Genomic DNA, 26,375 nt, shown 5'->3' with positions numbered 1-26,375 from the left:
CCCGTCCGGGCCTCACGCGCCCTCGAGAACCTCCCGCAGCCTCACCGCGAACTCGTCGGGCTTGCCCGGCCAGCCGAACTCGCCGTCGAGGAACCCGCCGTGGTGGCTCGGGAAGACCGTGGCCTCCTGACCGAGCGCGGCGGCCGTCGCGCGACCCGTGCGGGCGGTGTAGGTGTCGCCGCTCTCCTCCCCCACCGCGACGACGACGCGGGTGGGCACCGAGGCGAGCCGGTCGGTGTCGAGCACGTAGTCGGTGACGGCCAGCGAGCGGTCGGAGAGCAGCGGGTCGTCGCGGGACCCGTCGTCCTCGGTCGGCATCCCGAACATCGCGGGGTCCGGCGCGGGCTGCGCGAAGTACTCGTCGGTGAACTCGCCCTGCCACGACCCCAGCGCCATGAACCCGGCCATCCCGTGGCCCCAGCCCTTGGCCTGGTACGCCTCGCGGAACCCGCGGGAGGCGCGGTCGGCGGCCGCGGCGTCGGGCAGGACGCCGGTGATCGGGGGCTCGTGCGCCACCAGCGTGACCACGTCCTCGGGGTGCGCCGTGACGAGCTGCAGGCCGGCCACCGCTCCCCCGCTGCTGCCGAACACGTCGACGGGCCCGGACCCGAGCGCGGCGACGAGCGCGTGCAGGTCCTCGGCCTGGGTCTGCGGGGTGTTGTCGGTGCGGCCGTCGGAGCGGGTGCTGCGCCCGAGGCCGCGGGGGTCGTAGGCGACGACCGTGCGGTCGGTGAAGCGTGCGGCGAGAGCGCGGAAGCCGCTCGCGTCCATCGGCTGCCCGATCATGAGGAGCACGGGGCGTCCGTCGGCCGGCGGGAGCGGGCCGTACACGTCGTACGCGATCTCGGCGCCGTCCACGGGGAGCACCTTCGTCTCGGCCACGGCTCGTCCTCTCTCGGTACTGTTTTCGGACCAACGAGTTGTAGTTTCGTGGTCAACCGAGAGGTTGTCAAGCACGACCCTGCGCCCGGCGGGCGGCGGCGATGACCTCGGTGAGCGACGCGTGCAGCTCGCGCAGCTCGGGCACCTCCATGTCGAGACGTTCGACGATCGCCGGCGGGATGCGCTCCGCCTCGTCGCGCAGCGCCGTGCCCGCGGGCGTGAGGCGCACGGCGAGGGAGCGCTCGTCGCCGCGGTCGCGCCCGCGGGTCAGGTAACCGGCGGACTCGAGGCGCTTGAGCAGCGGCGAGAGGGTGCCGGGGTCGAGCTCGAGCCGGCGGCCGAGCTCGGTGACCGACAGAGGGGCCTCCTGCCAGAGCGCGAGCATGACGAGGTACTGCGGATGGGTGAGGTTCATCGGCTCGAGCAGCGGCCGGTACACCGAGATCACCGTGCGCGCGGCCACCGCGAGGGCGAAGCACACCTGGTTCTCGAGGGCCAGCGGGTCGATCCCCTCGAACACGTCGACCGCGGTGTCGTCCATCCCACTCCTCCTGCACGCCGGATGACACCCATACTATTGGTGCACGAACCATTGGTGCACCAAGCAAGGAGGCCGCGGTGCCCGTCCGCCGTCCAAACCCCCTGCAGTGGCTCTGGTACGCCTACGGCGGCGGCCTCCCGGAGCGCCACGCCTCGTGGGTGCTGCACGACACCACGACCCGCACGTGGTGGCTGCGCCACCTGCTGCGCGCCGTCGTGCAGATCTCCCCGATCGTCATCGGGATCATCGTGTTCGTGCCCGGCCCGCTGTGGCTGCGGATGATGTGCGCCCTCGGCGGCGCGATCATGGGCCTGATCTTCTCGGTCAGCTACCTGCACGAGACCGCGGAGCACCGCCTGGTGAAGGCGGGCTACCCCGCGGGCACCGGCCCGGCCACCCGCGCGGAGCGCACGGCCGACAAGGACGCCGCCGCGGCCCAGCGCTACGCCGCGCGGTACCGGACGCCGGAGGCCTGAGGCCGGACGCGCGTTCCTGCCGCGGCGCCGCGCGGGCACACTGGCGCGCGTGACGATCCCTGAGACGCCGGACTCCCTCGGCGGCGACGACACCGACACCGTCGACGACACCTCCCTCGAGCAGCTCGACGAGGCCGAGTCGCTCGACGACCGCGACCTCGACGACCCGCTGGACGAGGGCGTCTCCCCGAACGAGCAGCCGTGGGGCACCGACGCCTGGGGCACCACGCAGCGCGAGGAGGAGGACGGCCAGCCGCTGGCGGGCCGGCTGCGTCGCGAGCTGCCCGACGAGGACGCGGACGACGACGGCGACGGTCTCGGCGACGCGAGCGACACCGACGGCGAGCTGTGGGACGACGAGGTGGGCGAGGCGCGCTCGGGGCGGCTGGTGCTGCGCGAGGACGGCGAGGACTTCTTCGCCGACGACGTGGGCGTCGACGGCGCGGGGGCGAGCGCCGAGGAGGCCGCGATCCACCTGGTGGACGACGAGCGCTGACCCCGCTCGCCGGGAGGGCTCAGGGGCGGACCGGCTCCGCGTCGTGCACCGGCAGGGTGTGGGTGGTCGACGCGGCGGCCGCGGCCAGCTCGACCGGGGTCGGGCGCTTCCGGCGCCCGGCGCGGCGGGCCAGCGGGATACCCACGGCGCTGACGACGACCAGGGCGATGCAGGCCCGCGAGAACGCGGTGGCGAGCGCGTCGGACGGGGTGGCGCCGGCGGCGGTCTGGGCGAGGTCGACCGAGGTGTAGAGGCCGGCGACGATCGCCGTCACCACCGCCCCGCCGACGTAGCGGGCCATGTTCGAGATCCCCGAGGCCGCGCCGACCTGGGCCGGCGGCACCGACTCGGTCGCCGCCGACGACGCGGGGCCGTTGGACAGGCTCAGGCCGAGGGCGACGGCGAGCAGCCCGGGCAGGAACATCCAGTACGTCCACCCGGCGCTGACGAAGGCCAGCAGCACGAAGCCCGCGGTGAGCAGCAGGAACCCGAGCACCACGACCGGGCGGCCGCCGAAGCGGTGGGCCAGCGGGGCCACCGCGGGGGCGGCCACGACCACCACCAGGGCCACCGGCAGGCACGCCAGCCCCGCCTCCAGGCTGCTCATGCCGAACGCCGCGGGGCTCTGGAAGTACAGGCTGATGAGGAAGGAGATGCCGGCGATCGCCCCGGCCCCGATGAGGATGGCGATGGTCGACACGACGAGCAGCAGGTTGCGCAGGAGCGCGAGGTCGACCAGGGGGGCGGTGACCCGGCGCTCGACGAGCACGAAGCCGACGGTCGCCACCACCGACACCGCGAAGCACCCGAGCGTCGCGGGCGAGGCCCAGCCCCACGACCCGCCCTCGGTGACCGCGAAGACCAGCGGCGCGAGGATCGCCGCCACCAGGACGGTGCCCGCGAGGTCCACCGAGCGCGGGCGGTCGGGGTCGCGCGACTCCGGCACCGTCGCGACGGCCCACACGATGCACACGGCGGCGATGGCGGCGTCGAGCCAGAACAGGCCCTGCCAGCCGGTCGCCTCGTTGAGCACCCCGCCGAGGACCGGGCCCGCGGCCGCCCCGGCCGCCGAGGCCGCGCCCCACAGCGTCACGGCCCGCATCCGCGCCGGCCCCTCGGTCGCGACCGACAGCAGCGACAGGCCCGTCGCGAGGATCGCCGCGCCGGCCGCGCCCTGGACCACGCGGCCGAGGACGACGAGCTCCCCGGTGCGCGCGAGAGCGATGAGCACGCACGAGGCCACGAACAGCAGCAGGCCGCTGACGAACAGGCGCCGCCGCCCGAAGACGTCGCCGAGCACCCCCGAGGTGACGATCGTGGCCGCCCCGACGAGCAGGTAGCCGGTCACCGCCCACTGCAGCAGGTCGATCGGGGCGCCGAGGTCGGCGCTGATCGAGGGCAGCAGGATGCTGACCGCCGAGGTGTTCGCGTTGACGACGAACGTCGAGAGGCAGCTCGTGCCGAGCGCCCCGACCACCGCGGCGCGCCCGGCCCTCTCCCCCGCGACCACCATTCCCGGCCCTCCCCGTCCCACGGCACGACGATCACGAGTCTCGGGCCGCGCGGACCCTGCGCACCTCACCTGCCGCGGGTGAGACGCGCGCTCTCATCCCGCTCGGGTGAGGTCGGCCGCCACCGCGCGCGGGACCGTTCCGGCCTCAGCGGTCCGACTGGTGGCCTGGAGGAGACCATGACCGAACAGCAGATCCCGAGCTCGGTGACCGGCCCGAGGGCGCGCGGGGGCCCGTCGTCGCCCGAGGCGCCCTCCCGCGCGTGGACCGGGTGGGTCCGGTTCGGCGGCATCGTCATGACCGTCATCGGCGCGTTCGCGATCGTCGAGGGCCTCTACGCCCTGTTCTCCCCCACCTTCGTCTCGCTCACGCAGGAGGGCGTCCTGCTGCTCGACCTGACGGCGTGGGGATGGCTGCACCTGCTGATGGGCGTCCTCGTGCTCGCCACGGGCCTCAGCCTCGCCGGCAGCGCCCCGAACTGGGCGCGTGGCGCGGGCATCGTGCTGGTGTCGCTCAATATGATCGTCCAGCTGGCGTTCCTGCCGGCCTACCCGATCTGGTCGATCCTCATGATCGGTCTCGGGCTGGTGGTCATCTACGCGCTGATGATCACCTGGGACGACGTGGCGGGCTGATCCGCCGACGGGTCCACGACGGCGAGGGGGGCTGCGGGTGGCGCCGGAGAGACCGCCGGGACGGCTGATCGCGATGGTCGCCGCCCGGGCGGTGGCCACCGTGGTCCTCCTCGTCGTCCTGTACTTCATGGTCCCGCTGGACAACCGCGACGAGGACGGGACGGCCGTCCTCTTCTTCCTCGGGCTCGTCCTGCTCGTCGGCATGATCGGCTGGCAGCTGCGCTCGATCGTCAAGGCGAAGTTCCCGGCGCTGCGCGCCGTGGAGGCGTTCACCAGCGCGGTCCCGCTGTACCTGCTGCTGTTCGCCGCGACGTACGTGGTCGTCGAGTCGACGGCGCCCGGCGCGTTCAGCCAGCCCCTCACCAGGGTCGACTCCCTCTACTTCACGATGACGGTGTTCGCGACCGTCGGGTTCGGCGACATCGCGCCGGTGAGCCAGGGCGCGCGGGTGCTCGTCACCATCCAGATGGTCGGCAACCTGCTGGTCCTCGGGCTCCTCGTCAACTCGATCCTCGAGGCCGTCCGGCGCGGCCAGTCCCGCAAGGAGCAGGCATGACCGACCCCGACCCCGACCCCGACCCCGCGACAGCGCCCGCGAAGACGTCCGGCTGGTACGTCGACGTGCCCCTGCTCGGCCCGGTCGGCTGGCCGCCGACCGGGACGCTGGCGTTCGCGGTGGTCCTCGGCGGGCTCGCCGCGACCGAGGTCATCGCGTGGCCCGTGGCCGTCATCGTCGGCGTCGGGCACATCCTGGCGCGCGACCACGACCACCGCCTGATCCGCGAGATCGGCGAGGGCCTGCAGGTCGCGGACTGAGCCGCGCGGGGCTCACCCCTCCGGCGTGCCGGGCAGGGGGTGCGCGGACACGACCGTGAGCCCGAGCAGGCGCAGCTGCTCGAGGATGCCGTGCAGGTGCGCGTCGTCGATGACCGCGCCGCGCAGGACCGCGCCGGGGCGGATCTCCCGGACCTCCATGTCGCAGAACGCCTCGCGGGCCTGCGCGGGCAGGCTCCCGTCGACACGGAACTCGTAGATCCGGTCCGTCATCAGGCCTCCCCGGTGTGGCGGCCCCCAGCGTGCGGCCCGGCCGCGGGACCGCCCTCACCCGCGGAGGATGGTCCGGGGCCCGGGCCCCGGCGTTCATCCCGCGGGGGTGAGCCGGGGCCCGCGACCGCCCACGACGGTCGGGACCATGAGCGCACCCGACCGTCACGCCCGCGGCATGCTCCCGATCCCGGACCGGCCGGCCCCCGGCCTCACCACCTACGACGCGAAGGACCCCGACACGTCCTTCCCGCCGATCGAGCCGCTGCTCCCGCCGCCCGGCGCGCCGAACGTCGTCGTGGTGCTGCTCGACGACGTCGGGTTCGGGGCCTCCTCGACGTTCGGCGGCCCGTGCCGCACCCCCACCGCGGACCGGCTGGCCGCCCGCGGGCTGCGCTACAACCGCTTCCACACCACGGCGCTGTGCGCGCCCACCCGCCAGGCGCTGCTGACCGGGCGCAACCACCACTCGGTGGGCATGGGCAGCATCACCGAGACCGCGACGTCGTCGCCGGGCAACTGCTCGGTGCGGCCGAACACCAAGGCCCCGCTGGCGATGACGCTCAAGCTCAACGGCTACTCCACCGCCCAGTTCGGCAAGTGCCACGAGGTGCCGGTCTGGCAGTCCTCGCCGATGGGCCCCTTCGACGCCTGGCCGTCGGCCGGCGGCGGCTTCGAGACCTTCTACGGGTTCATCGGCGGCGAGAACAACCAGTGGGAGCCCGCGCTCTACGACGGGACGACCCCGGTGGAGCCGCCGAGGACGCCCGCGGAGGGCTACCACCTCACCGAGGACCTCGCCGACCGCGCGACGGGCTGGATGCGCCAGCAGAAGGCGCTCATGCCCGAGCGCCCGTTCTTCGTCTACTTCGCGCCGGGTGCCACCCACGCGCCGCACCACGTGCCGCGGGCGTGGGCCGACCGCTACCGCGGCGAGTTCGACGACGGGTGGGACGCGGCGCGCGAGCGCACGTTCGCCCGCCAGAAGGAGGCCGGGGTGATCCCGCCGGAGGCCGAGCTGACCGCCCGGCACGAGGAGATCCCGGCGTGGGACGACATGCCCGACGAGCTCAAGCCGGTGCTGGCCCGCCAGATGGAGGTCTACGCGGGCTTCCTCGAGCACACCGACCACCAGGTCGGCCGGCTCGTCGACACCCTCGAGGACCTGGGGATCCTCGACGACACGCTCGTGTACTACATCGTCGGCGACAACGGGGCCTCCGCTGAGGGGACGGTCAACGGCGCGTTCAACGAGATGGCCAACTTCAACGGGATGGCCGCCCTCGAGACCCCCGAGTTCCTGCGCAGCAAGATGGACGAGTTCGGCTCCCCCGAGTCCTACAACCACTACGCGGTGGGCTGGGCCCACGCGATGAACACGCCCTACCAGTGGACCAAGCAGGTCGCCTCGCACTGGGGCGGCACACGCAACGGCACCGTCGTCCACTGGCCGCGCGGCACGACCGGCGGGGGCGGGCTGCGCTCGCAGTTCACCCACGTCATCGACCTGGCCCCGACGATCCTCGAGGCCGCCGGCATCCCCGAGCCGACGATGGTCAACGGCGTGCAGCAGTCGCCCCTGGAGGGCACGAGCATGCTGTACACGTTCACCGAGCCGGACGCCCCGGAACGCCACGACCTGCAGTACTTCGAGATGTTCGGCAACCGGGGGATCTACCACCGGGGCTGGAGCGCGGTCACCAAGCACCGCACGCCATGGCTGATGACCGGCCACCAGCCGCCCCCGTTCGACGACGACGTCTGGGAGCTCTACGACGGGCACGGCGACCACACCCAGGCCCGGGACCTCGCGGCGGACAAGCCCGAGGTGCTCGCGCGCCTGCAGCGGCTCTGGCTGATCGAGGCGACGAAGTACGGCGTCCTGCCCCTGGACGACCGCACCGCGGAGCGCATCGAGCCGGCGATGGCCGGGCGCCCGACGCTGGTGCGCGGCACCTCGCAGCTGTTCTTCCCGGGGATGGGGCGCCTGTCGGAGAACAGCGTGCTCAGCATCAAGAACCGGTCGTTCAGCGTGACCGCCGAGATCGACGTCCCGGACGGCGGGGCGCGTGGCGTCGTCATCGCCCAGGGCGGCCGGTTCGGCGGGTGGTCGCTGCACCTGCACGAGGGCCGGCTGACGTTCTGTTACAACGTGCTCGGCATCCACCTCTTCACCACGCGTGCGGACGCGCCGGTGCCGCCGGGGGTCCACCAGGTGCGGGTCGAGTTCGCCTACGACGGCGGCGGCCTGGCGAAGGGCGGGGACGTGTCGCTGTTCGTCGACGGCGGCGCCGCCGGCACCGGGCGCGTCGGGATGACCCAGCCGATGGTCTTCTCCGCCGACGAGACGACCGACGTCGGGCGCGACGAGGGCACGCCGGTCAGCCCCGACCACACCGGCCCGGAGAGCCGGTTCACCGGCCGGATCCACTGGGTGCAGCTCGACCTCGGCGCGGACGACCACGACCACTTCCTCGACCCCGGGGAGCGGTTGCGCGTCGCGATCGCGCGCCAGTAGGTGATGGCCTGTCGCGCGCAACCGGACCCACGGTGACCGGGCGGTTCCGCGCCGTCGTGGAGTGGGCCGAACGTCGGTGCGCCTGCGTCCGGAGACCACGGGGACACGGCACGTTGTCCGCTATCCGGAAGGCGAAACAGATCCTATGGTGTCGATGGCCAGCGTTCTCCGCAGCCACCCGAGGTCAAACAGATGGCCCACGTCCCCCGGTCGCGGACCGGTCCCCCCGAGTTCCCGGCCGGGCACGTGCGGCGCCGGGCGCTGGAGGCCGTCCTCGACCGCGCGACGGGCCGCGACCTGGTGCTGCTCTCCGCGCCACCCGGGTTCGGCAAGACATCGCTGCTCGCCGCGTGGGTCGGCGGCGACCACGGGCACGCCACGGCGTGGGTGGGCCTCGAGCCCGAGGACCGCGACCCGCGGCGGCTGTGGAGCGCGGTCCTCGCCGCGCTGACGTCACTGTCGGTGGTGCCCGCGTCCAGCCGGCTCCACCGGCTCGTGGTGTCGCGGTCGACGGTGGCCCCGGAGTTCCTCACCGAGCTCACCGAGGCGCTCGCGGCCCTGCCGTCCCCGGTCCGGCTCGTGCTCGACGACGCCCAGCACGTCGCGGACCCGCTGTCCCGGCAGGGGCTGACGATGCTCCTGCGGGACGCGGGACCCCGGCTGCGGCTCGTGCTGGCGGGCCGGCGGGACCCGCCGCTGCCGTTGCCGCGCCTGCGGATGGACGAGCGGGTCACCGAGCTGCGCGCGGGCGACCTGCAGTTCTCGCCCGAGGAGTCCGCGGCGCTGCTGGCCGCGTGCGACCTGCGCCTCGAGCCCGCGCAGGTCGCGCTCCTGCACGAGCGCACCGGGGGCTGGGTGGCCGGGCTGCGGCTGGCGGCCCTGTCCCTGCGCGACCACCCCGACCCGGACCGCTTCCTGGCCGGGTTCTCCGGCGACGAGCGCCCGGTCGCCGACTACCTCGTCGACGAGGTCCTCGCCGGGCTCGCCGACCCCCACCGCGAGGTCCTGCGCCGGATCAGCGTCGCCGCGCGGGTGCCCGCCGCCCTCGCGCCGCGGCTCGCGGGGCGGTCCGACGCCACGGAGCTGCTCGACGCCCTCGCCCGCGACACCGGCCTCGTCGTGGGCAGCGGGGCCCGCGGGGACGCCTACCGCCTGCCCGAGCTCCTGCGCACCCACCTCGTCGCCGACCTTGGACGGCGCGGGAGCGACCTCGTGACCGCGCTCGAGGCGACCGCGGCGGGCTGGTGGTCCGAGCAGGGCGAGCCGGTGGAGGCGCTGCTCCACGCGGCGCGCTCCGGCGACCGCGCCCTGCTCGCCGACCTGGTCGGGCGCTGGGGACCGTGGCTCGCGGGCCGCGGCGAGCACGCGGTGCTGGCGACGGCGCTGGCCGCGGCCGAGCGGGACGGGGTGCTCACCGACGCCCGCCTCGCGACCGCCGCCGCCCACGTCCACCTGGCCCGCGGCGAGCCCGAGTCCGCGCGCGCGGCCCTGCGACGGGCCCGGCGCGACGCCGCGGGGAGCGCCGACACCGCGGCCTTCCGCGCGGCCACCGAGCAGATCGTCGGCCGCCCGTCCGCGGTCGGGCCGGTGCCCGCCGAGTCGGTGCCGGCCGGGGCCGCGCTCGCGGCGCACGTGCGCGTCGGGCGCGGCGCGGCGGCCCTGCTCGCCGACGACCCGGCGACGACCCGCACCGAGCTCGGCGCCGGGCTCGCGCTGGCCCACCGGGTCGGGCTCGACGTCCTCGCGCACCGGGGCCGGTGCCTGCTCGCCGCCGCGCTGTGGAGCGCCGGGGACGTGCCGCGCGCCCGGGAGGCCGCGGAGCGCTTCCTCGCCGAGCCCGGCGCGGACGGGCCCGGCGGGGCGCCGTGGACGGCGGTCTCGCGGGCGGTCGCCGCCGACGCGGCGCTGATGCGCGCCGACCCGGGCGCGGCGCGCGCGACGGCCGGCGAGGGGCCGGAGCCCACGCCTGCGCTGCGGTTCGCGCTGCGGTGCGCCCGCGGCGGGGCGGCCTTCGACCTCGGCGAGCGCACGGCGGGCCTGCTCGAGCTGCAGGCGGCCCGCGCCGAGCTCGGCGACCTCGGGATCCCGGGTGCCCTGGCGGCCGCGGCGGCCCTCCTCGAGCACCGCGCCGCCCTCGAGCTCGGCCACCCGACCGCGGCGGGCGCCGTCGCCGCCTGGCTGGCGGGGCGCCGTCCGGCGAGCCCCGCGCTCGCGCTGCTGCGGGGATGGGGCGCCGTCGCGGCCGGCGACCACGCCGCCGCCCGCGACGCGGTGGCCCCCCTGCTCGCGCGGCGGGCCCGGTCGACCCCGGACGCGCTCGACGTCGAGGCGTGGCTCCTGGAGAGCGCCGGGCGCCTCGCGCGCCACGACCGGCCGGGCGCCCGCGCCGCGGCGCGCCACGCCGTCGGGCTCGCCGAGCCGCTCGGCGCGCTGCGGCCCTTCGCCCACGCGGACGGCGGGGTCCGCGCGCTGCTGGTCGACGAGCTCGCGACCGACGCGCCCCGCGCCGGGTTCGTCGCGCGGGCCCTCGCCGCCGGCGCCGCGTCGCCCGCCGGGATCGCGCTCAGCGTCCGCGAGCACGACGTCCTCGCGCGGCTGCCCTCCCTGGAGAGCCTCGACGAGATCGCGGGCGACCTCGACGTCTCCATCAACACGATCAAGACCCACGTCCGCGCGCTCTACGGCAAGCTCGGGGTCACGACCCGCCGCGACGCCGTGCTCGTCGCGCACGAGCAGGGCCTCCTGGGATGACCGCGGCGCCGCGTTCCCCGCGGGCCGTCCTCGCGCTGCTCGCCGCGCTGATGCTGGTCGACTTCGCCGACCGGCAGGTCCTCGTCGCGGCGTTCCCCTACCTGCGGGCGGAGTGGGGCCTCCACGACACCACGCTCGGCGCGCTCGTCTCCGTGGTGACGCTGACGGTGGCGCTGGGCGCCCTGCCCGTGGCCGCGCTGGTGGACCGGTGGAGCCGGGTGCGCGCCATCGCGGTCATGGGCACGGTGTGGAGCGCGGCCTCGGCGGCCTCGGCGCTCGCCCCGGGTCCCGGGTCCCTGTTCGCCGCCCGCGTGGCGGTCGGGGCCGGCGAGGCGGGCTACGGGCCGGCCGGGGGCGCGCTGCTCGCCACCCGGTTCCCCGCGCACCGGCGGGCCGCGGTGCTCGGCCTGTTCCAGGCGGCCGGACCGCTCGGCACCGTCGTCGGGATGGCGCTGGGCAGCGCCGTCGCGGCGCAGTGGGGCTGGCGGTGGGCGGTCGGCGTCCTCGCGGTGCCGGGGCTGCTGCTCGCGCTGGCCGTGCTGCGGGTCCGCGACTACCCGACCGTGCGCGCGGTCCCCCGCGGGCCCCGGGAGGTCGCGGCCGTCCTGCGCACGCGCACCGTCGTCGCCGCTGTCGGGGGCATGGTGCTGCTGCTCGCGGTGGCGTCCTCGCTCTACACCTGGCTGCCCACCCACCTCGAGCGCGACCTGCACCTCACCCCCGCCGCGGCCGGCGGGCTCGCCGCCGTCGTGGTGCTCGCCGGTGTCGGCGGCACCGCGGCCGCCGGGCTGCTCACCGACCGCGCCGCCCGGCGCGACCCCGGCGCGCGGCTGCGGACCCCGGTCCTCGCGGGGCTGGCGACCACGGCGCTGCTCGTGCCGGCGTTCGCGCTCGTGCCCGCCGGCCCCGCCCAGGTGGTCCTCGTCCTGCTCGGGGCCGCGGTGGTGACCGCGGCGGTGGGCCCGGCGGCGGCCGTCGTCGTGGACGTGACCCGTCCCGAGGTGCGGGCGACCGCGGTCTCCGTCCTGGTCGTCGCCCAGAACCTCCTCGGGCTCACCGTCGGCCCGGTGCTCACCGGCGCCCTCGCCGACGCGTTCGGGCTCGCCACCGCCCTCGCCGTCATGGCCGCCCTCGGGGTGGCCGCGGCCGCGGCGTTCCGGGCGGCGGCGCGGACCTACGCGGGCGACCGGGAGGCCGTCGCGACCATCCCGGGCGCCGTGGCCACCGACGCCGGCCGGGTCGGGGGGTAGGCCGTGGTCACGCGCCGCCGTCCGCCGTCCGGGCCCGTCGTCGAGGGGCCGTGGGGCTCCCCGACGTCGCCCCCGCCCGTCCCGGCCGGGCCCCCCGATCCCGCCGACCCTGCCGCGCTGCCCCCGACCCCGCTCACCCGCCGCACCGACGCCGAGCACGCCGTGCCGGTGGCCACGCACGTCGTCGAGCGTCCCCGCCTGCGGGCCCGGCTCGACGCGGCCGTCACCGACGCGGCGGCGACGCTCGTCGTCGGCCCGGCGGGGTGGGGGAAGACGCTGCTCGTGAGCTCCTGGCTCGCCGCGGGTGCGGGCGGGCGCGAGGCGGCCTGGGTGACGCTCGGGCCCGACCACGACGAGCCGCGGGCGTTCTGGGCGACCCTCGCCCGCGCGGTGGGGGCGCACGCCGGCCCCGCCACCGCCGCGGCGCTGCGCCGCCTCGACGGCCGCCTCGGCGGGGGGCTCGCCGACCCGGACGAGCTGCCCGGCGCGTTCGCCCAGGCGCTGCGGCAGGCCGAGCGCCCGGTGGTCCTCGTCCTCGACGACCTGCACGAGGTGACGTCGCCGGCGGTGCACCGGGGGCTCCACAGTCTGGTCGAGCGGCCGGTGCCCCCGCTCGCCCTCGTCGCCACCGCGCGCCGCGACCCGCCGTGGCCGCTGACCCGCCTGCGGCTGGCCGGCCTCCTCGCCGAGATCCGGCCCGACGACCTCGCCTTCCGCGACGACGAGGCCGCCGCCCTGTTCGTCCAGCTCGGGGTGCCCGCCGGCACCGAGCACGTCCGGGAGATGGTGGCCCGGACCGGCGGCTGGGCCGCGGGGATGCGCCTCGCGGCGCTGGACCTCGCGACACGGACGGACGTGGACGCCGCGGTCGCCGCCTTCTCGGGCGACGCCCACAGCGTCTCGGGCTACCTGCTCGACGAGGTCCTCGGCCGCCAGCCCGCCGAGCTGGTCGCGTTCCTCGAGCAGATCAGCGTGGTCGACCTCGTCTGCGCCGACCTCGCGGACGCGCTCACCGGCGGCGCCGACGGCGCGGCGCTGCTCGCCGAGCTCGCGGCGGCGCACCTGTTCGTCCCGGCGCTCGACCACCCGGGCCGCTGGTACCGCCTCCACCGCCTCGTGCTCGACGTCCTGCGGGCCCGCCCGGCACCCCGCCGCGACCGGCGCGACCGCCACCGCCGGGCCGCCGAGTGGTTCCGGGGCCACGGGATGGCGCTCGAGGCATTGCGCTCGGCGGTCCAGGGCGAGCTGTGGGCCCTCGCCGCCGACGTCGTCGGCGCCCACCTGGTCGCGCTCGTCCTGCGGGGCTCCGCGGACGAGGTCACCCGCGTCCTGCGCGACGTCCCCGAGCCGGTCCTGCTCGAGCGCCCCGAGCTGGCGACCGCCGTGGCCGGGGCCCGGGTCGTGGTGGGCGACACGACCCAGGTCCGCTTCCTGGTCGCGGCGGCGCGCCGGGGCGCCGGCGCGCTCGGTGACGGCCGCCGCCGGCGCCTCGCCGTGCACCACGGCCTCATCGAGGGCGCCCACGCCCGCGCGGCCGGGGACCTCGACGCGGCGGCCCGCGCCTTCGGCGCGGTGCCCCTCGACGTCGCCGCCCTCGACCGCTGGGGGGTGCTCGACCCCGGGATCGTGCCGGCGGTCGTGCTCGCCAACCTCGGCACCGCCGAGCTCTGGACCGGGGACCTCGCGGCGGCCGAGGCGCACCTGCGGGAGGCCGCCGAGGGCGCCGGGCCGGACACGCTCCCCCGCGTCAACGCCGCCGCGCACCTCGCCCTGCTGGCCGGCGAGCGCGGCGAGCTGGACGCCGCGGAGCACCGGGCCCGCGAGGTCGTCGCGACCGCCGCCGCCCGTGGGTGGACGCGGGCGCCGCAGGTCGCGGCCGCCTACCTGGCCCTGGCGCGGACGACGATCGACCGCGACGAGCTGGACGACACCGACCACTGGCTGACCCGGCTCGCCGAGGTCGAGGAGGTGGCCCCCGAGCCCCACGTCCTGCTCGCGCGCTCGCTGGCGCTCGCCGCCCACCACGACGCCGCCGGACACCGGGAGGACGCCCTCGCCCGCCTGCGAGCCGCCGGCACGCAGGTGGGGTCGTGGACGCCGCCCCGGCCGCTGGCCGAGTCGTGGCTGCTCGGCGAGGCCGACCTCCTGGCCCGCGCCGGCCACCCGGACGCGGCCCGGGCGGTGGCCGAGCGGCTGGGCGCGCCGCGGACCGACGGCGGCCGGGTGGCGGCCGCGCGCCTGCTCCTGCACCTCGGTGACGTCGACGGCGTCGAGGCGGCCCTCGGCGACACCACGGCGAGCGCCCTGCCCCGGGTCCGTGCCGGGGCGGGCGTGGTCGCGGCGCTCGCCGCCGAGCGCGCGGGCGCGCCGGAGCGGGCGGCGACGGTGCTCGAGGACGCCCTGCTCACCGCGGCGCCCTCCGGGCTGCGCCGGCCCTTCCTCGCCGCACCGGCGCTCGTCGACGTCCTGCACCGCCGGGTCGACCGGGGCAGCGGCGCCGCGGCGTTCGCCGTGGACCTCCTCGAGCGCCTCACCGGCCGCCCTGCCGAGCACGGCGGCCCGCGCCCCCCGCTGGCCGAACCCCTCACCGAGCGGGAGGCGACGATGGTGCGCTACCTCGCGAGCACCCTGTCCAACCCCGAGATCGCCACGGAGCTCTACGTCTCGGTCAACACCGTGAAGACCCACCAGCGCGCGGTGTACCGCAAGCTCGGGGCCTCCGGTCGCCGGGAAGCGGTCCGCCGGGCCCGCGCCCTCGGGTTGCTGTGAGTGGCGGTGTCCGATGGCCCGCTCACCCTCATCCGCCTCATCCTCGGCGAACGACGCCCTCTCACCCCGGCGAGCGACACGCTGCGTGGCGACGAGAGGGAGGTCGTCGGCGATGGTCCGCATCCCCGCGAGCAGGACGGCCGTGCCGGCGCTGCCCGCCTGGCACGTCCCGCGCCCGGCGCTGTGGCAGCGCCTGGCGGCGGCCCGGCCCGGCCAGCTGGTCGCGGTCACCGCGCCGGCGGGCTCGGGCAAGTCCGTCCTGCTGGCCGAGTGGGCCCGGCACGGCTCCCCGGGCGACGCGGACCCGGTGACGGCGTGGGCCGGCCTCGACCGCGACGACGCCGACCCCGACCGCTTCTGGGCGGTGGTGCTCGCGGCCGTGCTCGCCACCGGGGCCGTCCCCGCCGACGACCCCCTCCGCGGGCCGGCGGGCGCGGACCCCGCCGACGCCCTGCTCGAGGGACTCGAGGGGCTCGGGCGCCTGCGCCGACCGCTCCGGCTCGTGCTCGACGACGTGCACGTCCTCGCCGACCGGCAGGCGGGCGTGCGCGCCCTCGCCCGGCTGGTGCGCCACCGGCCCGCGGGGGTGCAACTGGTGCTCGCGGCCCGCTCGGACCCCGCCGTCGGGCTGCCCCGGCTCCGCCTCGAGGACGGGCTGCGCGAGCTGCGCGCCGACGGGCTGCGGTTCTCGCTGGACGCGACCGCCGCGCTCGCGGCCGCCAGCGGTGTCGCGCTCGACGCGGACGACGTCGCCACGCTGCACCGCCGCACCGAGGGCTGGGCGGCCGGGCTGCGCCTCGCCCTGGTCACGATGCGCCGCGACGGTGCGGAGGGCGCCGACGGTCCGCGCACCTTCCTCACCCAGTTCTCCGGCGACGACCGGTCGGTCGCCGACTACCTCGGCGGCGAGCTGCTGGCCGGGCTCGCCCGCGACGACCGCGCGCTGCTCGACGACCTCAGCGTCTGCCGCCGCCTCCCCGACGCCCTGGCCGCGGCGCTGACCGGGCGGCCCGACGTCGCGCGCCGGCTCGAGGAGCTCGCGCACGGGCTCGGGATGGTCGAGCGCACCGGTCCCGGCGAGCACCACGTCCACGCCCTGCTGCGCTCGCACCTGGCCGCCGACCTCGCGCGGCACCGGCCCGAGCACCACCGCCGCCAGCACGCCGTGGCGGCCCGGTGGTGGGCCGACCACGCCGAGCCCACCCACGCCCTGCGCCACGCCGACCGCGCCGGCGACCCCGCCCTCACCGCCGAGCTCCTCGGCCGCCTCGCCGTCCCGCTGCTGCTGCGCGGGGAGCTGCCCGCCCTGCGGCGCGCGCTGGCGGCGGCCGGGACGGCGGCCCAGCGGGACGATCCACACCTGGCGCTGGCCGCGGCGCTGGCCCACCTCGACGCGCGCGAGCACGCCGCCGCCGTCGCGCGGCTGCGGCTCGTGGCGCAGACCTGGCCTGCGGCGCCCGACCCGGACCTGGTCGCCCTGCGCACGGCGGCCGAGCTGCTCGTCGGCACCAGGTCGCCGGACACCGGTCGCGACGGCGCCGGGCCCGACGACCCGGGCCTCGCCGGCCTGCTGCACCTCGCCCGCGGGACCGCCCTGCTCGCCGCCTCCCCCGCCGACCCCGCCACGGCGCGCACCGAGCTCCACCGCGCGCTGGCCCCGGCCCGCGCGGGCGGTCTCGTGCGCCTCGAGGTGGCCACCTTCGCCCAGCTCGCCCTGGCCGCGGTGGCCGAGGGCGACCCGGGCGGGGTGCCGGGCCCCGGCGAGGCCGCCGTGGCGACCCCCGGCCCGCCGGCGCGCACGGCGCGGACCGTGGCGCTGCTCGCCTGGTCCGACCTGCTGCGCGGCGACCCCCGCCGCGCCGCCGAGCGCTGCGAGGACGTGCTCGACCTCCCCGACCGGCTCGCCCCCGCGGACCGCTGCGCCCTGGGCGCGGTGCACGGCGCCGCCGTCGGCGACCTGGGACGCCGCGGCGCCGGGCTCGGCGAGGCCCGCGCGGCCCGCGTCGCGCTCGGGGACGCGCCCCTGCCCGCACCGGTCGCCGGCGCGATCGCGCTGCTCGAGCACCGCGCCGCCCTGCTGCTCGGCAACCTGCGCGTCGCCGGTGAGGTGGCGGCCTGGCTGGCCGAGCGCGTCGGCGACACCCCCGAGGGCGTCCTGATGCGGGCGTGGACCGACGCGGCGACCGGCCGCTGGGAGACCGCCCGCGCCGGGGTCGCGCCGCTGCGCCGCTCCGTCCGGTGCCCAGCGACGGTGCTCGTCGAGGCCGCGCTCCTCGACGCCGAGGCCGCGCTGCGGGCCGACGACGCCGCCCGCGGCCGCGCCGCGCTCGACGCCGCCCTCGCCGCCGGGCGGGACCGCGACCTGGTGCGCCCGTTCGCGCTCGCGGGCCCCCGGACCCGCGCCCTGCTCCTCGAACCCTTGTCGACGGGGGAGCACGCCCACCGGGTCGCCGCCGCGTGCGCGGCGGTCACCGCGGAGCCCGCGCCGCCGCTCAGCGAGCGCGAGCTGGTCATCCTGGCGCTGCTCCCGACGCTGCTGGACGCCCCGACGATGGCCGAGGAGCTCGTGGTCTCGGTCAACACCGTGAAGACCCAGATCCGCTCGATCTACGCGAAGCTCGGCGTCACGTCCCGGCGGGGTGCGGTGACCGCGGCCCAGGAGCGCGGTCTGCTCGTCTGACCGTGGCGTTCACCTGCCCGGGATGAGGCGGCCCCGTGGTGCCCGGGCCACGATCGGCGTCGACGGGGGCAGGACGAGCGAGGAGACGGCCGTGTCGGGACGCTTCGAGATCCGGGTCAGCGGTCGCCTCTCCGACCGGGCGCGGGCCGCCTTCCCCGACATGGCCGTCGTCGAGGTGCCCGCCGAGACCGTCCTGTCGGGCGTCTCGCGGGACGACGACGAGGTGCACGGCATCCTCGACCGGATCCAGGCGCTCGGGCTGGAGCTGGTGTCGCTGCGGCAGGTGCGCGAGCCGGACGAGACCTGACACGCGGGAACCGCCGGCGGGGCGGGCCCCGCCGGCGGTTCCCGTCGGACGTCTCAGGCGCGGACGTCTCAGGCGCGGACCGCCGCCTCGTCCTCGGCGTCGGAGAACACCTCGCGCAGGGCCGCCTCCTGCTCGGCCGACAGGTTGGTGTGCAGCAGCTCGGCGTGGCTGCCGCGGAACGCCTCGGCGACCTTGTCCTGCACCGCGTTCGCGGTCAGGCCGAACAGCGCCGACGTCCCCGGGGTCACCTGCGACCGCACGTCGTTGATGAAGTCGTCGTCGATCCCGACGTCGGACAGCGAGCCGGCCAGGGCACCCGACGCGGCACCGATGACCATGCCGAGCAGCGGGACGAAGAAGATCAGCCCGAAGAGCAGGCCCCAGAAGCTCCCGCCGAGGGCGCCGCCGCCCGCGAGGTTGTGCAGCTGGCGCGTCTTAGGCCGCTTCTTGTCGGCGGGCCAGGTGACGACGGCCGCGTCGAGGACCTGGATCAGCTCCTGCTTCTGCAGCTGTTCGAGCGTCGCGAGGGCCTGGTCGGCGCCCTCGGGGGTCGGGAACTTCCATGCCGTCAACGTCGCCATCGACCGTCCTCCTCGGATCCGTGGGCGGACCTCGGCGACGGGACGACCGTGTCGAGGACCTCACCGCGACTCTCGCCCGGGAGCGGGTCCGTGACCTCACCCCCGCGGGGTGACAGCAGCCGCGAGCCGAGCACGCCGACGGCGACGAGGTGCCCGACGAGAGCGCCGCCGAGCATCACGACGCCGAAGGCGACGAACCACGAGAGGATCACGAACACGATCCCCAGCGGCCCGAACTGCCGGAAGTGCGAGCTGATCTGCGGCGAGAGCACGAGCGGGGCCGCGGCCCGCAGACCCGCCAGGCCGATGCCGATGACGATCGCGCCGGGCAACAGCCGCATCCAGCTCACCCGGCCGCCGAGCAGGAGGTACTGGGTCCACCACGCCCACGCCATCGCGAGCGGCGTGCCGAGCACGAGCACCAGCACGAGGGACAGCCCGCCCTCGACCGGCCCGACGAGCACCACGACCGCGACGAGCACGAGGAAGCCCGCGAGCCACGCGAGGGGCCGCCAGAGCGTCCGGATCCCGCGGTGCGGCAGGTTCCAGACGAGCTCGTAGGCGCGCTGGAGCGCGAGCGGCCAGCGGACGGTGAGCACCACCGTGAGCAGGACGCTGAACCACGTGGACGCGCTCGACACCGTCGTCGTCGTGGGGAAGAGCTGCTGGAGATCGGCCGTGGCCTGCGGGGTCAGCCCCAGCCGCGACGCGAAGGCGGCCACACCGCCGCCGGGGCGCCCGAGCGGCACCACGGCCGCGAGCGTCACGAGCGCCGGGATCACGAGCATGAACGCGAGGGCGGCGAGGATCAGCGCCTGCTTGGTCAGCTGGGTCTCCACGACCCGGCGCTGCAGGTGCCCGAGCCCGCTGCCCTCGAAGCGCGTGCGCGTCTCCCGGACCCGCTCGCGCCACGGCGGGGCCGGTGGCCGTTCGGGATCGCGCGGCTCGGGCATCGTCCGGGGACGCTAGGCAGCCGGGCCGCGACCGTGCTCCCCCGCCGCGGGTGATCCCGCCCGCGCGGACACGCTCACCCGCTGCGGGTGAGCCGCCGCGACGCCCGCGTTCCTACCGTCGGACGGCATGGCGACCCCCATCGAGGTGCCCGGCGCGCCCACCGCGCCGGATGACGCGCGCATGCCCCGGGCGTTGATGCTCCTGCTCGGGGCCGCGGCCATCGTCATCGTCATCGCCGGGCTGATGGCCTCGGCGTGGCTGGTCGCGCCGATCCTGCTGGCGCTGGTCATCGTCATCGCGGTCAGCCCGATCCAGTCGTGGATGCGCCGCCGCGGGCTGCCCGGGTGGTCGACGGTCCTCACGCTGGTCGTGGTGATCTTCGGGATCGTCCTGGGGCTCGTCGCGGTCCTCATCGCCTCGGTCGGCCAGCTCGCGGCGGTCCTGCCCCAGTACTCGGGCCGGATCGACCAGCTCACCGCCCAGGTCACCCAGCTGCTCACCAGGGTCGGCTTCGACCCGAGTCACGCCGCGCAGACCGCCACGTCCTCGGCGGACATCGGCAAGCTCGTCAACATCGTCGGGGGCCTGCTCTCGGGCGTCAGCGGCGCCCTGACCAGCCTCGTGTTCATCCTGGCGCTGCTGCTGTTCCTCATCGCCGAGGCCGGCGGCGCGGCCCGGCGGCTCGCGGCCATCGGCGCGGACCGCCCCCACATGGTGGTCGCGCTGAACAGCTTCGCGGGCGGCACGCGCCGCTACCTCGTGGTCACCGCGGTGTTCGGGCTGATCGTGGCGGTGCTCGACTCGGTGGCGCTGGCGATCATGGGCATCCCGCTGGTGATCCTGTGGGGCCTGCTCTCGTTCATCACCAACTTCATCCCGAACATCGGGTTCATCATCGGCGTCATCCCGCCCGCCCTGCTGGGGCTGCTCGTCGGCGGCTGGCAGCTGGGGCTCGCGGTCCTGGTCGTCTACTGCGTCCTCAATGCGATCGTGCAGTCGCTGATCCAGCCGCACTTCACCGGCGACGCCGTCGGCCTGTCGACGACGATCACCTTCGTCGCCCTGCTGTTCTGGGCGTGGGTGCTCGGCGCGCTCGGGGCCCTGCTCGCGATCCCGGCGACCCTGCTGGTCAAGGCCGTGCTCGTCGACTGCGACCCGGGTGCCCGTTGGGTCGAGGCCCTCATCGGCGCCTCGAGCCCGCCGGAGAAGAAGGCGTCGAAGGCCAAGAGCAACGGCACCGGGCCGACCGCCGAGGACAAGCCGCCGGCACCGCCCGACGCGGAGGTCCCGGCGCCCGCGACGTAGTCGAGGGGTCGACGGGGTCAGGATCGGCCCGCCAGCTCCGTGAGCGCGACCGCGCCGAGCCCGCGGCGGGCGGTGCGCGCGAGCAGCGCGTCGACGGTGGCGGGCACCGCCTCCCGGCCCGGGCCCTCGTGCAGGACGACCACGGCGCCGCGGTGGACGACGGCGCCCAGGGCCCGGGGCGTGCCCGCGCTCCCGGCCCCCGACCCCGTCACCGCCACCGCGCTCCCGAGCACGCAGCGCAGGCCGGCCGCCTCGGCGACCGCGAGGTGCGCCGCGGTCGGCCAGCCGGACCCGGGCCGGAACCAGCGCACCGGGCCGTGCGCCTCGAGGACCCGCTGGGTGTCCACCAGGGACGTGGCGAACGCGCTGACCGGCAGGCGGTAGGACGGCTCGTCGCGCCAGGTGTGGTTGCCCAGCTCGTGGCCCTCCGCGGCGATGCGGGCGACGAGGTCGGGGTGGGCGGCCGCCCGCTCGCCGAGGCAGAAGAAGGTGGCGTGCGCGCCGTGCCGGGCCAGGACGTCGAGCAGGGCCGGCGTCGTCGCGGGGTCGGGACCGTCGTCGACCGTCAGCGCGAACCGCGGGGCGCGGGTCGGCACGGCGACGAGCGCCCGGCCGCGCAGGACGGGGCCGAGCGCGGCGAGCAGCGGCGCGTCCACCGGCCGGGGTCCCGTCAGGTGTCGCGCCGCGCGCCCGCCCGGGTGCGCGCGGGGTCGACCTCGCGCTCGGGGTGGCGCCGCAGGTACTCGCCCTCGAGCTCGCGGGTGCGGCGGTCGTGCGCCGCGAGGGCGTCGTCGCTGCCGTGGCGGAAGGTCACGTGACGCGTGTCGTGGAGGTGCTCGAGCTCGGTGAGCAGGGACCCCTCGCCGAGCTCCTGCGGGTCCTTCCCGGGCGTGCTGCCGTCGTCTGCGGTCATGGCCCGGACGTACCCGGCGAGCGCGTCCCGCACCCACCGTGCGAGCCGGGCGCGGATCGGGCACCCCGACCGTCATGGGTCCTCCCGAGACCACCACCGAGATCCCCGTCGGCCCCGAGACCGTGTGGGCGGTCCTGCAGGACGGCTGGCTCTACCCGCTCTGGGTCGTCGGCGCGACGCACATGCGTGACGTCGACGACGACTGGCCCGCGGTCGGGTCGCGCCTGCACCACAGCGTCGGTCCGTGGCCGCTGCAGCTCGGAGACTCGACCGAGGTGCTCGACGTCGACCCCGGCCGGATGCTGAGCCTGCACGCGCGGGCGTGGCCGTTCGGGACCGCGCGGGTGGTCATCACGCTCGAACCGACCGCGCGCGGGTGTCGGGTCCGCCTGGCCGAGGAGGCCGACCGGGGGCTCGGGTGGCTGGTACCGACCGTGGTGCAGGCGCCCCTCATCGAGACGCGCAACACCGAGGCCCTGCGCCGCCTGACCGACATCGCGACCGGACGGGCTGACGGGGGCGGCTGCTAACTTCGGCGCCCATGGCCGACGTGCACGACGTCCGGCGGCTCGCGCTCGGCCTGGACGACGTCGAAGAGATCGACAGCGACGGGTTCGACTTCCGCGTGCGCGGGCGCGGGTTCGTCTGGTCCTACCCCGACCGCAGCAGCGGGCGCCGCGTCCTGCGCACCGACATCGCCGTCCTGTTCGTCGGCGACGAGGCCGAGCGCCAGGCCCTGCTGCGCGGCGAGCCGGGCCTGTTCTTCTCCACCCCGAGCTACGAGGGGCTCCCGTTCGTGCTCCTGCGCCTCGACGAGGTCGACGTCCCGCGCCTCACCGAGCTCGTCACCGACGCCTGGCGGATGCGGCTCGAGGGTTAGTCACTCGCCGGTGAACGTCGCCTTGCCGTGCCCCTCCTCGACGAACGAGGCCATGGCGCCGGCGAGGTCCGCGGTGGCGAAGAGCGCCCCGGCGGCCTGCGGGGTCACCTCGTTCGCGGCCTCCAGCCCGCCCTCGGTGAGGTGGCGCAGGATCTCCTTGGTCGCCGCGTGCGCCCGGGTCGGCCCGGCGGCGAGCTGCGCGGCGAACGCCCGCGCGGCGTCGTCGAACCCGTCCTCGGGCATCAGGCGGTCGACGACGCCCCAGCCCTCGAGCTCCTCGGCACCGAAGCGGCCCGCGGTCATGACGAGCAGGCGCGCCCGCCCGATCCCGGCGCGCTCGGCGAGGCGCTGCGTGCCGCCCATCGCCGGGGTCAGCCCGACCGTGGCCTCGATCAGCCCGAACGACGCGCGCGGCGTGGCGACGATGAGGTCGCAGGCCAGGGCCACCTCGAACGCCCAGGTCAGCGTCAGCCCGTGCGCGGCGAACACCGTGGGGCAGGGCAGGTGGTGCAGGCGGCGCCCGAGCTCGACCAGCTCGGCGAAGTAGGCCGTGCCGCGCTCGGCGTCGCCGGCCTGCGCCATCGGGTGGAAGATCTCGCGGACGTCGACGCCGCCGCTGACGACCTTGCCCTCGGCGCGCACCAGGACCGCCCGCGGCCGGGCCCGCTCCAGCTCGCCGACCGCGTCGCGCAGCGCCTCGTGCAGGGCCTGGTCGTAGAGGTTCAGCGGCGGGTGGTCGATGGTCACCACGGCGAGCCCGGCATCGTCGAGGTCGACCGTCACGGGGAGCGTCGTCATGACCCCGAACCTGCCCGACGCGGCGCAGGCGCGCCCGTCGGACCGGGTCGCTCACAGGGCACCGGCGCCGGGGGCGGCTCGAGCGCGGTCATCTGGACCTCGCGTCCGAGCAGGGCCAGCAGCACGTCGCGAGGCTCGTCGCTGCACGGCGCGACGGGCGGGCGCCACAGCCCCTGCCCGGTGAGCATGACCGGGTCGCGGCGGACGTAGGTCAGCGCGCGCTCGACGCCGACCGGGTCGAGCTCCTCGTCGAGCCCGGCGCCGCGCGCGAGGTCCCACTCGTGCACGGTGAGGTCGAGCAGCATCTGCTCGGCGTACTCCTCGACCGGGATCCAGCCGAACGACGTGTGCACGCGCGCGGCGTGGGTGTCGGTCGCCGCCCAGACGGGCCGGGACCGGGCGACGGCGCGGTCCCAGGCACCTGGCGGGTCGCCGTGGAGCAGGTCGCCGTCGTAGCGGTCCCCCACCACGCCCATCGAGGTACCGGCCAGGACGTGCGGGGCCCATAGGTGCTCGAAGCAGAGGTGGGACACGAGGTCGCGCACGGCCCACTCGGTGCACGGGGTCGGGGCGCGCCAGATGCCGGCGCCCACGGCACGGACCCGGGCGGTGACGCGGTCCATGGCGCCGGGAACCAGCGCGCGGGCGTCGGCGATGTCGCTCACGGGCGGCACCCTGCTCCCCGAGCGGCCCGCCGTCGAGTACCCACGGGGGGTGATCAGGCGGGCGCGGCCACGAGCACGCCGACCGGCGTGGCCGTGGGGAGGATCCGCTCGATCCGCAGGTCGGCGCGGTCGAGCAGGGCGGCGTACTCCCGCGCGGTGCGCTCGCGGCCGCCGACGAGCGCGAGCATGAGCACGTCGAGCAGCTTGCCCAGGTGGGGCTCGTCGCCCTCGGGCAGCACCGCCTCGAGGACGAGCAGCCGGCCCGCGGGATCCATGGCGTCGCGGACCGCGCGCAGGATCGTCACGGCGTCGTCGTCCTCCCAGTCGTGCAGCACGCTGGAGAGCACGTAGTGGTCGGCGCCGCCCGGCACCGCGGCGAAGAAGTCGCCGCCGACCGCCGCGGCCCGCCCGCCGACGACCTCGGCGGCGCCGGCCACCACCTCCGGGCGGTCGAACACGACCGCCTCGATGTCCGGGTAGCGGTCGAGGACCGCGGCGACCAGGTGGCCCTGCCCGCCCCCGACGTCGACGAGCCGGCGGACCCCCGACAGGTCGCAGACCGCGAGCGCGGCCGCCCCGATCTGGCGGGCGCGGTCGCCCATGGCCCGGTCGAACACCTGCGCCCGCCGCGGGTGCGCGCCCAGGTAGGACCAGAAGTCGACGCCGTGGTGGGTGTCGAACGACGGCCGGCCCGTCCGCAGCGCCCCGCCGAGCCCGACGAGGGTGTGCAGGTACTCCGCGGAGCCCCAGTTGCGGGCGTGGTCGCGCATCGAGCCCGGCACCTCGCTGCACAGGGTGGTCGCCAGGTCGGTGAGCGCGAACGCCCGGGGCGCCACCTCGGTGAACACCCCGGCCGAGGCCAGCGCGCGCAGCATCCGGTACAGCGTGTCCGGGTCGGCGTCGACGGCGGACGCCAGCTCGTCCACGGACCGCGGGCCGTCCGCGCACAGGTCCGCGACCCCGAACTCGGCAACGACCGACACCAGCCGGCCGAGCACCGAGCCGTAGAGCAGGGCCATCATGCGCATCGAGGGCGACTCCGTCGCCGTCGGCACGGTCCGCGTCGTCATCGTCGGATGGTGGCGGGCCCCGGTCGGGCGCGACCACCGCCGAGCGGGCCCGGGACCGTCACGATTCGGCGTGCGGGGGCGGGCCGGACGCCGCGTCTGGTCCGCGTGCCCCGTGACCTTCCCCCGACCGCCGCCCCGGGCCAGACTGCCGCCATGCCCCCGGACGCTGTGCTGCGCGTCGGCTCGGCCCTGCCCGACCCGCCGTTCGAGCTCGCGGACGAGCACGGCGACGCCGTCGGCTTCGACCCGGCGGTCATGCGGGAGGTCGCGACCCGCCTCGGCCGCACGTTCGTCCCGGTCCGCTACGAGGCCGACGACTTCGACGGCATCTTCACCGGCCTCGACCGCGGCGACTACGACGTCGTGGCGTCCGGCGCGACGATCACCGCGCACCGCCGCACGCTCGCCCGCTTCTGCCGGCCCTACGTCCGCTCCGGGCAGAGCCTCGTCGTCGACCGGCAGCGCCACCCCGACGTCGCCGGGGTCGACGACCTCGCCGGCATGACGGTCGGCGTGCAACGGGGCAACACCTCCGAGCCGGTCGCCGACGGGCTCGCCCGCGACGGACGGATCGCCGCGGTCCGGCGCTACGCCTACCGCGACATCCGCGCCGCCCTCGACGACCTCGCCGCCGGCACCATCGACGGGTTCATGAAGCTCGAACCCGTCATGCGCGCGCTGACCCGCGACCGCCCGTCGCTCGGCGTCGTCCAGACCGGGATCACGCACGAGGACCTCGGCGTCGCCGTCCGGCGGGACGACACGACCCTGGCCGGCGAGGTCGACGGCGCCCTCGACGCGCTGCGCGCCGACGGCACCCTCGCCCGCCTCGGGCGGGCATGGCTCGGCACCGACGTCCCGGGCACCACGACCTCGGTGGTCACCGAAGGGGCCGAGGAGGAGGCCACGTGAGCCGGCTCGTCCGGCTGTGGACCGAGGACGGCGAGTCACGCTTCCGCGAGGAGTCCGGGCTCCCGCCGGCGGCGGACGCGCGCCGGGTGCACGCCGAGGAGTCGCCGGCGGGCAGCGCCCTCGACTGGCACGACGCCCCGTGCCGCCAGTACGTCGTGACGCTGACCGGCACCCTGCGCTTCACGACCCGCGACGGCGCGACCTTCGCGCTGGGCCCCGGCGACGTCCTCCTCGCCGAGGACACCGCGGGCGGCGGCCACCGCTGGGAGCTGGTCGACGACCAGCCGTGGCGGCGGGTCTACGTCGAGCTCGCCGACTAATGGGGGGTGCCGGGTTCGCATGGAAGGCTCGGCGCTGGTAGCGGCCGGCGGGTCAGCACTCTGGCCGACAGGGCTGTGAGCTCTAGCCTCAGATCGTGCGCCCGCCGGTCGTGAGCA

Annotated in this window: 27 protein-coding genes; 16 read left to right on the top strand and 11 right to left on the bottom strand. The window is 76.6% G+C overall.

Going from position 1 to position 26,375, the window contains the following annotated elements; translation table 11 throughout:
- Nucleotides 1-12 precede the first annotated feature (12 nt).
- Nucleotides 13-882 (bottom strand): alpha/beta fold hydrolase, encoded by an 870-nt coding sequence (locus ACFPK1_RS32650; protein WP_378025099.1) that lies wholly within the window; start codon nt 880-882, stop codon nt 13-15.
- A 67-nt stretch (nt 883-949) separates the two neighbouring features.
- Nucleotides 950-1,423, bottom strand: a complete 474-nt coding sequence (locus tag ACFPK1_RS32645) for a MarR family winged helix-turn-helix transcriptional regulator (protein ID WP_378025098.1) — start codon at nt 1,421-1,423, stop codon at nt 950-952.
- 77 nt (nt 1,424-1,500) lie between these two features.
- Here ACFPK1_RS32645 and ACFPK1_RS32640 point away from each other — a divergent pair, with 77 nt between their 5' ends.
- On the top strand, nt 1,501-1,899 hold the full coding sequence (locus ACFPK1_RS32640; protein ID WP_378025097.1) for a DUF5313 family protein: 399 nt from the start codon (nt 1,501-1,503) through the stop codon (nt 1,897-1,899).
- Nucleotides 1,900-1,948: 49 nt separating this feature from the next.
- Entirely contained in the window at nt 1,949-2,395 is a 447-nt protein-coding gene (locus ACFPK1_RS32635) for a DUF5709 domain-containing protein (RefSeq protein ID WP_378025096.1), read from the top strand.
- Between the two features lie 19 nt (nt 2,396-2,414).
- On the opposite strand, the gene ACFPK1_RS32630 is transcribed toward ACFPK1_RS32635, so the two are convergent.
- Nucleotides 2,415-3,908 (bottom strand): MFS transporter, encoded by a 1,494-nt coding sequence (locus ACFPK1_RS32630; RefSeq protein ID WP_378025095.1) that lies wholly within the window; start codon nt 3,906-3,908, stop codon nt 2,415-2,417.
- A 177-nt stretch (nt 3,909-4,085) separates the two neighbouring features.
- On the opposite strand from ACFPK1_RS32630, the gene ACFPK1_RS32625 reads away from it, so the two are divergent.
- From ACFPK1_RS32625 to ACFPK1_RS32615, 3 genes are read left to right on the top strand one after another with little or no spacing between them, the layout of a single operon-like run.
- The gene (locus ACFPK1_RS32625; RefSeq protein ID WP_378025094.1) at nt 4,086-4,541 is read left to right on the top strand and encodes a DUF7144 family membrane protein; all 456 of its coding nucleotides are present in this window, start codon (nt 4,086-4,088) and stop codon (nt 4,539-4,541) included.
- Nucleotides 4,542-4,578: 37 nt separating this feature from the next.
- Nucleotides 4,579-5,097: a potassium channel family protein gene (locus tag ACFPK1_RS32620; protein ID WP_378025093.1), complete on the top strand. Its 519-nt coding sequence runs from the start codon at nt 4,579-4,581 to the stop codon at nt 5,095-5,097.
- Nucleotides 5,094-5,357, top strand: coding sequence for a hypothetical protein (locus ACFPK1_RS32615; RefSeq protein WP_378025092.1), 264 nt, complete (start codon nt 5,094-5,096; stop codon nt 5,355-5,357). The genes ACFPK1_RS32620 and ACFPK1_RS32615 overlap by 4 nt, the downstream gene beginning before the upstream one ends.
- A 12-nt stretch (nt 5,358-5,369) precedes the next feature.
- On the opposite strand, the gene ACFPK1_RS32610 is transcribed toward ACFPK1_RS32615, so the two are convergent.
- Nucleotides 5,370-5,588, bottom strand: a complete 219-nt coding sequence (locus tag ACFPK1_RS32610) for a hypothetical protein (RefSeq protein WP_378025091.1) — start codon at nt 5,586-5,588, stop codon at nt 5,370-5,372.
- Between the two features lie 145 nt (nt 5,589-5,733).
- Between ACFPK1_RS32610 and ACFPK1_RS32605 the strand changes: the two genes are divergently transcribed.
- The 6 genes from ACFPK1_RS32605 (at nt 5,734) to ACFPK1_RS32580 (ending at nt 17,860) form a co-directional block, all read left to right on the top strand.
- Complete coding sequence (locus ACFPK1_RS32605; RefSeq protein WP_378025090.1) at nt 5,734-8,103, top strand: arylsulfatase; 2,370 nt, start codon at nt 5,734-5,736, stop codon at nt 8,101-8,103.
- Between the two features lie 192 nt (nt 8,104-8,295).
- The gene (locus ACFPK1_RS32600) at nt 8,296-10,854 is read left to right on the top strand and encodes a helix-turn-helix transcriptional regulator (protein WP_378025089.1); all 2,559 of its coding nucleotides are present in this window, start codon (nt 8,296-8,298) and stop codon (nt 10,852-10,854) included.
- Entirely contained in the window at nt 10,851-12,104 is a 1,254-nt protein-coding gene (locus ACFPK1_RS32595) for an MFS transporter (RefSeq protein WP_378025088.1), read from the top strand. Before ACFPK1_RS32600 ends, ACFPK1_RS32595 begins: the two co-directional genes overlap by 4 nt.
- 3 nt (nt 12,105-12,107) lie before the next feature.
- Nucleotides 12,108-14,873 (top strand): winged helix-turn-helix domain-containing protein, encoded by a 2,766-nt coding sequence (locus ACFPK1_RS32590; RefSeq protein WP_378025087.1) that lies wholly within the window; start codon nt 12,108-12,110, stop codon nt 14,871-14,873.
- Nucleotides 14,874-14,985: 112 nt separating this feature from the next.
- Nucleotides 14,986-17,553, top strand: a complete 2,568-nt coding sequence (locus ACFPK1_RS32585; RefSeq protein ID WP_378025086.1) for a winged helix-turn-helix domain-containing protein — start codon at nt 14,986-14,988, stop codon at nt 17,551-17,553.
- 91 nt (nt 17,554-17,644) lie between these two features.
- The gene (locus tag ACFPK1_RS32580) at nt 17,645-17,860 is read left to right on the top strand and encodes a hypothetical protein (RefSeq protein WP_378025085.1); all 216 of its coding nucleotides are present in this window, start codon (nt 17,645-17,647) and stop codon (nt 17,858-17,860) included.
- A gap of 68 nt (nt 17,861-17,928) precedes the next feature.
- On the opposite strand, the gene ACFPK1_RS32575 is transcribed toward ACFPK1_RS32580, so the two are convergent.
- Nucleotides 17,929-18,441: a DUF1269 domain-containing protein gene (locus tag ACFPK1_RS32575; RefSeq protein WP_378025084.1), complete on the bottom strand. Its 513-nt coding sequence runs from the start codon at nt 18,439-18,441 to the stop codon at nt 17,929-17,931.
- Nucleotides 18,429-19,394, bottom strand: coding sequence for a hypothetical protein (locus tag ACFPK1_RS32570; protein ID WP_378025083.1), 966 nt, complete (start codon nt 19,392-19,394; stop codon nt 18,429-18,431). Before ACFPK1_RS32570 ends, ACFPK1_RS32575 begins: the two co-directional genes overlap by 13 nt.
- 127 nt (nt 19,395-19,521) lie before the next feature.
- On the opposite strand from ACFPK1_RS32570, the gene ACFPK1_RS32565 reads away from it, so the two are divergent.
- Nucleotides 19,522-20,700 carry an AI-2E family transporter gene (locus ACFPK1_RS32565; protein ID WP_378025082.1) on the top strand — a complete coding sequence of 393 codons (1,179 nt, stop codon included), beginning with the start codon at nt 19,522-19,524 and terminating at the stop codon, nt 20,698-20,700.
- A gap of 17 nt (nt 20,701-20,717) precedes the next feature.
- Here ACFPK1_RS32565 and ACFPK1_RS32560 read toward each other — a convergent pair whose 3' ends face one another.
- Together ACFPK1_RS32560 and ACFPK1_RS32555 are read right to left on the bottom strand one after the other, a co-directional pair.
- A complete protein-coding gene (locus ACFPK1_RS32560) occupies nt 20,718-21,356 on the bottom strand; it encodes a polysaccharide deacetylase family protein (RefSeq protein WP_378025081.1) in 639 nt (212 codons plus the stop codon).
- Between the two features lie 14 nt (nt 21,357-21,370).
- Complete coding sequence (locus ACFPK1_RS32555) at nt 21,371-21,613, bottom strand: DUF6158 family protein (protein ID WP_378025080.1); 243 nt, start codon at nt 21,611-21,613, stop codon at nt 21,371-21,373.
- Nucleotides 21,614-21,687: 74 nt separating this feature from the next.
- Between ACFPK1_RS32555 and ACFPK1_RS32550 the strand changes: the two genes are divergently transcribed.
- Complete coding sequence (locus tag ACFPK1_RS32550) at nt 21,688-22,143, top strand: SRPBCC family protein (protein ID WP_378025079.1); 456 nt, start codon at nt 21,688-21,690, stop codon at nt 22,141-22,143.
- A gap of 11 nt (nt 22,144-22,154) precedes the next feature.
- Entirely contained in the window at nt 22,155-22,493 is a 339-nt protein-coding gene (locus ACFPK1_RS32545) for an MmcQ/YjbR family DNA-binding protein (RefSeq protein WP_378025078.1), read from the top strand.
- On the opposite strand, the gene ACFPK1_RS32540 is transcribed toward ACFPK1_RS32545, so the two are convergent.
- From ACFPK1_RS32540 to ACFPK1_RS32530, 3 genes are read right to left on the bottom strand one after another with little or no spacing between them, the layout of a single operon-like run.
- The gene (locus ACFPK1_RS32540) at nt 22,494-23,291 is read right to left on the bottom strand and encodes an enoyl-CoA hydratase/isomerase family protein (RefSeq protein WP_378025077.1); all 798 of its coding nucleotides are present in this window, start codon (nt 23,289-23,291) and stop codon (nt 22,494-22,496) included.
- Nucleotides 23,288-23,956 carry a TIGR03086 family metal-binding protein gene (locus tag ACFPK1_RS32535; protein ID WP_378025076.1) on the bottom strand — a complete coding sequence of 223 codons (669 nt, stop codon included), beginning with the start codon at nt 23,954-23,956 and terminating at the stop codon, nt 23,288-23,290. The genes ACFPK1_RS32540 and ACFPK1_RS32535 overlap by 4 nt, the downstream gene beginning before the upstream one ends.
- Before the next feature lie 53 nt (nt 23,957-24,009).
- The gene (locus ACFPK1_RS32530; protein WP_378025075.1) at nt 24,010-25,026 is read right to left on the bottom strand and encodes a methyltransferase; all 1,017 of its coding nucleotides are present in this window, start codon (nt 25,024-25,026) and stop codon (nt 24,010-24,012) included.
- A gap of 153 nt (nt 25,027-25,179) precedes the next feature.
- Here ACFPK1_RS32530 and ACFPK1_RS32525 point away from each other — a divergent pair, with 153 nt between their 5' ends.
- Together ACFPK1_RS32525 and ACFPK1_RS32520 are read left to right on the top strand one after the other, a co-directional pair.
- Entirely contained in the window at nt 25,180-25,938 is a 759-nt protein-coding gene (locus tag ACFPK1_RS32525; protein ID WP_378025074.1) for an ABC transporter substrate-binding protein, read from the top strand.
- Nucleotides 25,935-26,258, top strand: a complete 324-nt coding sequence (locus tag ACFPK1_RS32520) for a cupin domain-containing protein (RefSeq protein ID WP_378025073.1) — start codon at nt 25,935-25,937, stop codon at nt 26,256-26,258. Before ACFPK1_RS32525 ends, ACFPK1_RS32520 begins: the two co-directional genes overlap by 4 nt.
- The last annotated feature ends 117 nt before the right edge of the window (nt 26,259-26,375 follow it).

This window comes from Actinomycetospora rhizophila, assembly GCF_042657905.1.
Taxonomy (GTDB): domain Bacteria; phylum Actinomycetota; class Actinomycetes; order Mycobacteriales; family Pseudonocardiaceae; genus Actinomycetospora; species Actinomycetospora rhizophila.
This window is presented reverse-complemented; position numbering and strand designations above follow the sequence as displayed.

Excerpts from the sequence above, each read along its gene's own strand:
- ACFPK1_RS32630 (WP_378025095.1), bottom strand. The coding sequence starts at position 3,908 with ATGGTGGTCGCGGGGGAGAGGGCCGGGCGCGCCGCGGTGGTCGGGGCG.
- ACFPK1_RS32540 (WP_378025077.1), bottom strand. The coding sequence starts at position 23,291 with ATGACGACGCTCCCCGTGACGGTCGACCTCGACGATGCCGGGCTCGCC.
- ACFPK1_RS32585 (WP_378025086.1), top strand. The coding sequence starts at position 14,986 with ATGGTCCGCATCCCCGCGAGCAGGACGGCCGTGCCGGCGCTGCCCGCC.
- ACFPK1_RS32645 (WP_378025098.1), bottom strand. The coding sequence starts at position 1,423 with ATGGACGACACCGCGGTCGACGTGTTCGAGGGGATCGACCCGCTGGCC.
- ACFPK1_RS32570 (WP_378025083.1), bottom strand. The coding sequence starts at position 19,394 with ATGCCCGAGCCGCGCGATCCCGAACGGCCACCGGCCCCGCCGTGGCGC.
- ACFPK1_RS32575 (WP_378025084.1), bottom strand. The coding sequence starts at position 18,441 with ATGGCGACGTTGACGGCATGGAAGTTCCCGACCCCCGAGGGCGCCGAC.
- ACFPK1_RS32625 (WP_378025094.1), top strand. The coding sequence starts at position 4,086 with ATGACCGAACAGCAGATCCCGAGCTCGGTGACCGGCCCGAGGGCGCGC.
- ACFPK1_RS32615 (WP_378025092.1), top strand. The coding sequence starts at position 5,094 with ATGACCGACCCCGACCCCGACCCCGACCCCGCGACAGCGCCCGCGAAG.
- ACFPK1_RS32525 (WP_378025074.1), top strand. The coding sequence starts at position 25,180 with ATGCCCCCGGACGCTGTGCTGCGCGTCGGCTCGGCCCTGCCCGACCCG.
- ACFPK1_RS32550 (WP_378025079.1), top strand. The coding sequence starts at position 21,688 with ATGGGTCCTCCCGAGACCACCACCGAGATCCCCGTCGGCCCCGAGACC.
- ACFPK1_RS32605 (WP_378025090.1), top strand. The coding sequence starts at position 5,734 with ATGAGCGCACCCGACCGTCACGCCCGCGGCATGCTCCCGATCCCGGAC.
- ACFPK1_RS32595 (WP_378025088.1), top strand. The coding sequence starts at position 10,851 with ATGACCGCGGCGCCGCGTTCCCCGCGGGCCGTCCTCGCGCTGCTCGCC.
- ACFPK1_RS32545 (WP_378025078.1), top strand. The coding sequence starts at position 22,155 with ATGGCCGACGTGCACGACGTCCGGCGGCTCGCGCTCGGCCTGGACGAC.
- ACFPK1_RS32530 (WP_378025075.1), bottom strand. The coding sequence starts at position 25,026 with ATGACGACGCGGACCGTGCCGACGGCGACGGAGTCGCCCTCGATGCGC.
- ACFPK1_RS32600 (WP_378025089.1), top strand. The coding sequence starts at position 8,296 with ATGGCCCACGTCCCCCGGTCGCGGACCGGTCCCCCCGAGTTCCCGGCC.
- ACFPK1_RS32565 (WP_378025082.1), top strand. The coding sequence starts at position 19,522 with ATGGCGACCCCCATCGAGGTGCCCGGCGCGCCCACCGCGCCGGATGAC.
- ACFPK1_RS32555 (WP_378025080.1), bottom strand. The coding sequence starts at position 21,613 with ATGACCGCAGACGACGGCAGCACGCCCGGGAAGGACCCGCAGGAGCTC.
- ACFPK1_RS32610 (WP_378025091.1), bottom strand. The coding sequence starts at position 5,588 with ATGACGGACCGGATCTACGAGTTCCGTGTCGACGGGAGCCTGCCCGCG.